Raw genomic sequence first — 7,415 nt, 5'->3', positions numbered from 1 at the left:
GGCGGGCCGGCGCTTCGTTGTGCGGACCACTGCAAGGTGCGTGGGGTGGACGGCGAAGGCGGGTACGAGGACCACGGTCAGTGCCGCGGCGAGGGCCAGCGGCAGCCACGGCGCGAGCAGGCTGGCGAGGATTCCGACGAGTGCGGGGCCGAGCACGAAGGTGAGCTCGTCCGCGGTGCTCTCATAGGAAAGGGCGGTGTCCAGGTCGGCGGAGTTTCCGGCCGCACGGGTTCCGGAGCCGGACGTCCGGGACGTCAGCGCCATCCAGCGGACGCGGGCCAGCGGACCGACCTGCGGGCAGCTCACCCCGGCCACGAAGGCCGCGGCCAGCACGGGCACCGCGGCGGCAAGGTCGTGGACCCCGGGGATGAGGTAGGCCGTGAGGATCAGGGCAACGATGGCCACGGTGTTGGCGATGGCGGATACGAGCAGGACGCCGCGCTGGCCGAGCCGGTCAGCGAGGACGCCGAGGACGGGGGCACCGAGCGCGGAACCGATGCCGACGGCGCCGGCCGCGGCGCCGCCCACGGCGTACGAGCCTGTGACGGCGGTGACGAGTGTCAGGGCGCCGACTGTCAGCATGGCAAGCGGCAGGCGGGCGAAGAGCCCGAGGGGGATGAAGCTGCGGCCGGCGAGCAACGGCAGCTGCGCGTAGCGGCCGCCCTTTGCGGGCGCCGGGGCAGGCAGAGCGTCGGTCGAAATTGCGGGGGCCGGCTGCGCGCAGGTCGGCGGCAGTGGGGCGTCAAGAGTAGACACCAAAGAAGTCGGTGAAGGGTTCATGGTTTCCGGGTTCGCTAAATACTGCGCATCGTCCCTCCTCCCGATGCGCGCGACCCGGTAACAGACCAATGATACCCGATCCCGGGGCGCCGGCCCTGGGACCAGTGCCCGGGACGGGACCCGGAGTGGGCCCCGGGACCGGTCCCAGAGGCGGCCCGGGGACCGGCTCAGGCCCGGGTGTCGTCGCTGATGTGCAGGGTGGAGCCGCTGCGGCCCTTGACCACCTGGAGCTGGGTGCCGATGCGCTGCTTCATTTCGGCGACGTGGCTCACGAGCCCCACCACCCGGCCGCCGTCGCGGAGGCTTTCGAGGGCGTCCATGACTTGTTCCAGCGCCTGTTCGTCGAGGCTGCCGAAGCCCTCGTCCACGAAAAGGGTCTCGATGTCCACGCCGCCGGACTCATGCTGCACGACGTCCGCCAGCCCAAGGGCCAGCGCCAGTGAGGCCATGAAGGACTCGCCGCCGGAGAGGGTGGCGGTGTCCCGGCGCTGGCCGGTCCACTCGTCCACGACCTCCAGGCCAAGGCCGGACTTCGCGCCGCGTGCTGCCTTGGCGTCGGTGTGCTGCAGCGTGTAGCGGCCATCGCTCATACCGATCAGGCGTTCGGAGGCAGCGACGGCCACCTGTTCGAGCCGGGCCGCGAGGACGTAGCTGTTCAGGCTCATGCGGTAGGTGTTGTCTCCGCCGCCCTTGGCCGTGTCGGCGACCGCGGTGAGCATCGCGGCCTGGTCCCGCGGTTCCCTGCCGGCGGCAGCGAGGTCCGCATAGTCACCGGCAATGCGCCCGAGTATCCGGAGCGAGTTTTCCGCCAGCCCGGCCGCAAGCACAGCTTCCCGGGCTTTGCGTTCAGCCGCCGCCGATTCCGTCCTGAGCTCCTCGAGGGCGGCGTCGCTGACGATGTCCCCGGCGGCCCGCTCGGCTGCCGCCAGGGCCAGGTCCTCTCCGGCGAACAGTTCCTGGATCCTGGCGGCCTCGTCCTGTCCGGCCCGGATGGCCGTTTCGAGGCTTGTTGCCACCGGCGCTGGCAACAGCGCTTCCCGCGCCGCGGTTTCGGTGCTGAAACCGGCTCCGGGAAGGGCCTCTTCAAGGTTCCGGCGGGCCTCCGCGGTGCGGGCGGCGGCCTGTTCGTGGGCCGAGTGAGCGGCGTCGGCGTGCTCCAGGACCGCCGTGGTTGCCGTCAGGGCGGCGATCCGCTGTTCGAGGGTCGCGTGGCCGGCACGCAGCTTGTCCAGGGTGGCTTCGAGGGCCTGTGCCTGTTCGTCGATTTCGGCGATCGTCGATTGCGTCTGCGCGATGCCGGAGGCGGCGTCGGCCTGCGCCCGCTCTGCGTCGGCGATCTCCGCTTCGAGTTCTGCCATCCGGGCCCGGCTGGCAGCAAGGTCCGTGGCAGCGCGGACCGCGTCATCAGCCCGTTCCCGGGCCAAGGCTGCCTCCTCACGGGCTTCCCCGGCAGGTGTGTTGCCGCCCTGGGCGGCCAGGACGGCGACGTTCTGTTGGGCCTCGGCGAGCTCACGACCCAGGGCGGCGACGGTTTCTTCTGCCGTGTCGCTGGCCAGTTGCGCGGCTTTCTCGGCCTCGGCGACGGCCAGGGCGGAGGCTGCCGCGGGGGCAGGTGCCGGGTGTTCAGGGCTGCCGCAGACAGGACATGGGACCCCGGCCAGGAGCTGGGTGGCGAGCTCGGCGGCGGCGTTGGTGAGCCGTTGCTCACGGAGGTCCAGCCAGTGCTGCCTCCGGTCCTGGTGCGTGCTGAGGGCAGCGGCGTGCTGTCCGGCGGTTGCCGCGCACTCCGCCTCGGCGGCGAGGAAGCGGCCAACGATGGTCACGAGTTCGTCCGCTGCCGTGGCTTCCTTGGTGCGCAACTGGACTTCCGCGGCCAGATCCTCGAGGGGGCGGATGCCGGCGGACAGGGCCGCCGACTCAGTGCGCAGGGTGTCCACTGCGGCGGCACCGGCCAGCCGTCCTTTTTCCAGCTCCTGCAGTTGCAGGCGCAGCCGGCTGCCGCGCTGGGTGAGCCCGAGGAGCCGGGCTTCGTCGGGCAGGCGTTCGGTGAGCACGGCGTGCAGGGACCGCAGCCGGGCGAGGGTTCCGCGGACGGCCGCGCTGTCCAACATGACGGATTTACCCGCCCGGACAGGGTCGGCATCGTCGTCGGCGGTGGGGACGCCGACGTCGAGGACGTCCTGCCCGGCGAGCTCCGGGTCTGTGGCGGCCGCGGACCGCAGCTGCCGCGCCGCATCCAGCAGGGCCGTTCCTGCCAGGTCCTCGGCTGCCGCGGCGCTTTCGACCGCCTGCAACTGGCCGCCGAGCATTTCGGCCTGGCGGTGCAGGCCCAGTGTGACGGCCTTGCCCGCCAGGACGGGGGCTGCGGCGTCGGCGTCGATCCGCCGCTGTTCCGCGGCGGCGAGTTTGGCGTGGCGGTTGGCCCGCGCGTTCGCCACCTCCAACAGGGACGCCTGGTCGGCGGCCTGCTTCTCGGCTCCCCCGGCAGCGCTGCGCCGGCCCTCCACGGCGGCTGCCGCGGCGGCGTCGAGCCAGGCCAACAGGGCATCGGGCTCATCCCGGCCGGGGGCGCCGTCGGGGTCGAGTTCGAGCGCCGCTGTTTCGGACTCCGCCTGTGCCAGCAGCAGGTCCAGCTTCGCGTTGAGGTTGGCGACCTCGGCCTTGGCGGTCTGCGCCTGCCGGGACAGTTCCTGTTCCACGGCTTCAAAGCGCTGCGTACCGAACAGGCTCTGCAGCAGCTCCAGACGGTCGGACGCCTTGGAGCGCAGGAACGCGGCGAAGTCCCCCTGCGGCAACATGACCACGCGCGTGAACTGGTCCCGGTTCATGCCCAGGACGTCGGTGATCTCGGCGCCGGCCTCATCATTCCTGCCCGATTTCTCCACCCACGCGCCGTCGATGCGTTCGCGCAGCAGCGTGTTGGCCTGCTGGACCGTGAAGCCGTTCCGGCCCCGGGCGCTCGGCTTGTCCCACGCGGGCGAGCGGGAGACTTCGAAGTGCCGGCCCTTGGCCGAGAATTCGCAGGTGACGCGCGGCTCGGCGGCGGCCTCCGCGTGGTCGCTGCGCAGCCGCTTTCCGTCCTGGCGGGCCCCGGGAACCGATCCGTAGAGGGCGAAGCAGATGGCGTCCAGGACGCTGGTCTTGCCCGCGCCGGTGGCGCCGTTCAGCAGGAAGAGCCCGTGTGCGCTCAGGCGGTCGAAGTCGATCCGCTCCGTGCCGGCAAACGGGCCGAACGCGGAAATCTCCAGGCGGTGGATCCTCACAGGGACACTCCTTCCAGGCGCACGGCGTCGAGCGCCTCGGCGAGGACTGCGGCTTCGGCGTCGGAAGCCGGCCTGCCCCGGACGTGCTCGAGGAATCCGCAGCAGACGGAGAGGTCGTCCTCGGCTTCGGCCAGCCGGCTGCTGTAGCTGGCTTTGGGCGCCGCGCCGGGACCATCGGGATCGAAGCCGAGCACCAGGGTGTCGGGGAACCGTGCCCGCAGGCGGTCCATCGCCTGGGCCGGGCGGGCCTCGTCAGTCAGCGTGATCTGGCAATACGCAGTCTCGGCCCACGCGAAGTCCTCCGACTCCAGGAGCTCATCCAGCTTCCCGCGGAGCACGGCGAGGGTCCGGGGCGCGTCCCAGAGCACCTCGCGCACGCCGCCGATCCCCTCGGCGTCGACCTCCACGAGCCAGCTGCCCTTCCTGTGCTTCGCCTCCGAGAACGAATACGCGAGCGGCGAGCCGGAGTAGCGCACTGCCGGCGAGAGCTCCTGCCTGCCGTGCAGGTGGCCCAGTGCGGTGTAGCCAAAGCCGTCGAAGAGATCCAGCGGGACCGCGCCGACGCCGCCGATGCTCAGATCCCGTTCGCTGTCGGAGCTGATGCCGCCGCTGGCGAAGGTGTGCGCCAGCACCACCGAATGGACGGTCCGGGTCTGACTCCGCTGCCGCACGTCGGCACGGATCCGTTTGGTGGCGGCGCGGGTGACCTCGAAGTGGCTCGCGGTCTCGACGCCCAGCTGCTCGGCGACCAGCCGGGGCTCCAGCCAGGGGATCCCGTAGATGGCGAGCACCGGCGCTGCCTCATTCCCGGCATCGTCCCCGAGCGGAAAGAGCACGGGAACGTCCAGTTCATTCAGCCGTGTGCGCAAATGCACTCCCCCGCGCTCGAGCAGCCGCGACGCGAACCCCAGCCTGATGGCGGAGTCGTGGTTGCCGCTGGTCAACACAACTTCGGCGCCGGCCCCGGTGAGGCGCACCAGGGCGTCATCCAGCAGGCCGACGACGTCGACGCCAGGCAGTGCGCGGTCATAGACGTCCCCGGCGATGAGGACGACGTCGACGCTCTCATCCCGGACAAAGGCCACGAGCTGGTCGATGAAGGCGCGCTGGGCATCCAGCATGCCGATGCCGTGGAAGGACCGGCCCAAGTGCCAGTCGGAGGTGTGCAATAACCGCATATTCCTACGGTATCGGCTGCCACCGACACTCTTGCGCCACCACCCCGGAGGTGTGACGGAGGTTAAAAGTGGTCAGCAGTGGCTACTTCCCGCCCTTGCGGTCGAAGAAGCTGCGGGCCTCGTCGTTGCCGGCGGGGGCGGCCGAAGCAGAAGCCGTGGTGGCGGTGACGTCGGCCAGCCCGGCGTCATCGAAATCGGCGCCATCCGCATCGGCTTCCGTGAGCTCTCCGTCGGACTGGGCGGTGGGCTGGGCAGTGGGCTGGCCGGTGACCGCGGCAGTGGCCGGGTCACTGGTCCGGGCCGACTGGACGAAGCCGCGGAATACCAGCCCGGCGATGGCCGCACCGACCACCGGTGCCACCCAGAACAGCCACAGCTGCCCGAGCGCGTCCGGGCCGCTGAAGATGGCCGACGCCGTTGCCCGGGCCGGGTTGAACGGCACATTGCCGAGGGCCTGGCCCAACTGCAGGAGCATCGCCGTCGTCAGGCCGACCGCGAAGGGCGCAGCCGCCCTGGCCGGATTCCGACGGGCGGTCGTGGCAAGGAAGATGGCCACGAGCAGTGCCGTGCCGAGGACCTCCACGAGCAGGACGCCCGCCATGGGCACCTGGATGATCGAGTGCTCGCCGAATCCGGCAGCCACGGTGGCGAATGCGCCCTGGGAGTCGTTGATGGTCGGCACGGTGCGCAGCACGCCGTACAGGGCGACGGCCCCGAGCACGGCGCCCACCAGCTGCGCGCCGATGTAGGCGGCGGCGTCGGCCAACCGGATCCGGCCGGCGATGGCGTTGCCCACGGTGACGGCGGGGTTAAAGTGGCCGCCGGAGACGTAACCGACGGCGAGCATCGCCGCCGTCAGGGCCAGGCCGGCGGCCAGGGCGGCGGGCAGCGGGCTCGACTGCGGAATGGTGAAGAGTGGCACGCCCAGGCCCGCAACCACGACGATCAGGGTCCCCAGGGCCTCGGCGGACAGCCGGGCCACGAGCCCGGGCCGGGGCGGAACGTCGCTGGCGGCCGGTGGCTGGACGTCAACGGAGTCGGGGGCTGGCACAAGCAGGGTCATGGTCAGGATTCCTTTGCTGGCGGCGCGCCCAGCGCTGCAGTTGCGGCGTCGCTGGACCGCCGCCGGGTTCGTGATCCGGGGCGGCCACGGCCGCCTGGAGAATGGGTCCGCCAGCAGTCTGCCAGCGCAATCTGGATGTTGGCTGGATTCCGGCTGGGTGCCTGTTCCGGCCCGCCGCTCAGTGCCCCAGGGCGATCGCGGCCACGGCGCTGGCGGCCAGGACCACGACGGCGGCGGCGGCCCAGCGCAGCAGCGGCGCCGGCGGCGCAGCGTTGGACCGCCGGAGCTCGCGCCCGCGGACCAGCACGCACACACCCAGGACCAGCGTCGCGGCCATAGCGGCCAGCGCGCAGAGACCAAGGAAATCAACAGGACCCGCAGCGCCGCCCCGGGACCCTGCGAGCGCCCAGCTGCGCCAGACCAGCAGGTCCGCCACGATGAGGGCCAGCAACGTCCGGCGCCAGGCTAGGGAGGTCCGCTCGGGCTGCAGCCCAGGGTCCCTGACCGCAGCCGGTTTCACCTCGCCACCAGGATCAGGACCGCGAACACCAGGGCCGCAGCCGCAACGCCGATGGTCATCACCAGCATCACTGCGGAGAACGGCAACTCCCTGTTGTTCCGCATGGCAGCCTCCATGAGACCCCACCGGTGGTAGGACAGGGCGGCCAGGCCCGCGCCCAGGAACGCGAGGATGACGCACAACACGATCCGCACGGGGCCGGGCGCGATCTCCGGGGCCAGCTGGTCGATCGCCAGGGCTCCGGCAATCAGGGCCAGGGACGTGCGGATCCAGGCCAGGAACGTCCGCTCGTTGGCCAGGGAGAACCTGTAGTCGGGGGTGGTCCCGGTCTTCCGCCACGCTGGTTCGCGCATTCGTTTCCTCCGCTGCCCGGCGGTACGGCGCCGGCGGTTGCCTCGTCTGACCGCTGGACGGGTCCTACCAGCACCCTACCGGCCTTCCGCATCCGCCGCCGCCCGGCACCCAGGCGGCGGCGCTAAGTCCCCGGCGGGCGCCGGCATTGCGGGGTGCGGTGCAGCGCCGGGTAAATTTGAGGGCATGAGCACCGAGCCCGGGACCAGCCCCGCACCCGCCCCATCACCCGGCCAGCCACACTCCCCTGCCCACGGCTC

5 protein-coding genes and 1 pseudogene are annotated in these 7,415 nt (G+C 71.6%); all 6 read right to left on the bottom strand.

Features of this window, described 5'->3' with window-relative positions; genetic code table 11:
- A pseudogene (locus Y706_RS26075) lies at positions 1-756 on the bottom strand (MFS transporter); the annotation flags it as partial.
- A 191-nt stretch (positions 757-947) separates the two neighbouring features.
- Complete coding sequence (locus tag Y706_RS0116800; RefSeq protein ID WP_028277512.1) at positions 948-4,043, bottom strand: AAA family ATPase; 3,096 nt, start codon at positions 4,041-4,043, stop codon at positions 948-950.
- Positions 4,040-5,221, bottom strand: a complete 1,182-nt coding sequence (locus Y706_RS0116795) for an exonuclease SbcCD subunit D (protein ID WP_028277511.1) — start codon at positions 5,219-5,221, stop codon at positions 4,040-4,042. Before Y706_RS0116795 ends, Y706_RS0116800 begins: the two co-directional genes overlap by 4 nt.
- 82 nt (positions 5,222-5,303) lie before the next feature.
- Positions 5,304-6,284: an MIP/aquaporin family protein gene (locus Y706_RS0116790; protein ID WP_028277510.1), complete on the bottom strand. Its 981-nt coding sequence runs from the start codon at positions 6,282-6,284 to the stop codon at positions 5,304-5,306.
- A gap of 178 nt (positions 6,285-6,462) precedes the next feature.
- Positions 6,463-6,804, bottom strand: a complete 342-nt coding sequence (locus tag Y706_RS0116785) for a DUF202 domain-containing protein (protein WP_084476209.1) — start codon at positions 6,802-6,804, stop codon at positions 6,463-6,465.
- Positions 6,801-7,157, bottom strand: a complete 357-nt coding sequence (locus Y706_RS0116780) for a YidH family protein (protein WP_028277508.1) — start codon at positions 7,155-7,157, stop codon at positions 6,801-6,803. The genes Y706_RS0116785 and Y706_RS0116780 overlap by 4 nt, the downstream gene beginning before the upstream one ends.
- Between the last annotated feature and the right edge of the window lie 258 nt (positions 7,158-7,415).

The sequence above is a fragment of the Arthrobacter sp. I3 genome (assembly GCF_000520575.1).
Taxonomy (GTDB): domain Bacteria; phylum Actinomycetota; class Actinomycetes; order Actinomycetales; family Micrococcaceae; genus Arthrobacter; species Arthrobacter humicola_A.
The sequence above is the reverse complement of the archived record's forward strand: the minus strand, read 5'-3'. Positions and strand labels throughout refer to the sequence as shown.